This is a genomic window from Aeromonas sp. ZOR0002 (assembly GCF_963866995.1).
Lineage (GTDB): Bacteria > Pseudomonadota > Gammaproteobacteria > Enterobacterales > Aeromonadaceae > Aeromonas > Aeromonas caviae.
Map to the genome: position 1 here is coordinate 1 of NZ_CAWMFQ010000298.1, position 732 is coordinate 732.

The following is a 732-nucleotide window of genomic DNA, read 5'->3' on the forward strand; positions in this document are numbered from 1 at the left end:
CATGCTGCGCAGGTAGCCGAGCCTGTGGTGCCCCTCCAGCAGGCAGTAGGGGTGGGGCAGGGGGTGACCGTCCGGGTAGCTGCTGCCCGCCTCCGATGCCAGCACTATGATGGGCTCGGACCAGGTGCCCCGGTGCAGCATGTCATCGCCGAGCCAGGAGCGGCGCACGTAGCGGTTGCTGCGCAGCATCTCGCCCCAGCGATCGATCACCTCCATGTGGCGGGAGTCTATCTGCTCGATAATCTGCGCGGTGGGCCAGTGCTCGCACTCGAACTGGTGGCTGGCGAGATCGATAAAGCTCCAGTTGGATTCAAAACCGCGCCAATGACGGTAAATCCACTGGGCGAGCACATTGGAGGGAATGGAGGGCGCCAGGGGAGAGACTCTGTCCAGATAATCGGCCAGGGTCTCCGTCTTGCGCTCATCCCGGAAGTTGAGGGGCGCAAGCTGTTGCAGCAGTCGGTAATTGAGCATGGGCAGCCTCCCTGAGCCTGGTTTCACCCTACCCCCATTTGTGTCCCATTCCTACCCCGTCGGGGCTGCAAATACAGCAGCTTACCCCCGCTCCTTGTTGGAATTGCGGGGATCTGCTCGTCATTTGTTCGATCGCATCGAAAGTGAGAAAAAAAGCCTTTACCTTTGACCTCCGCTTTGTATACTACGCCTCGTTTGTTGCAGGGGCGTAGTTCCAATTGGTAGAACAGCGGTCTCCAAAACCGATGGTTGCGGGTT

1 protein-coding gene is annotated in these 732 nt (G+C 59.6%); it reads right to left on the reverse strand.

Going from position 1 to position 732, the window contains the following annotated elements; translation table 11 throughout:
- Window positions 1–474 (reverse strand): hypothetical protein (locus tag AACR77_RS15855; RefSeq protein ID WP_042882718.1); only part of this gene is annotated, 474 nt, incomplete at its 3' end.
- Between the last annotated feature and the right edge of the window lie 258 nt (window positions 475–732).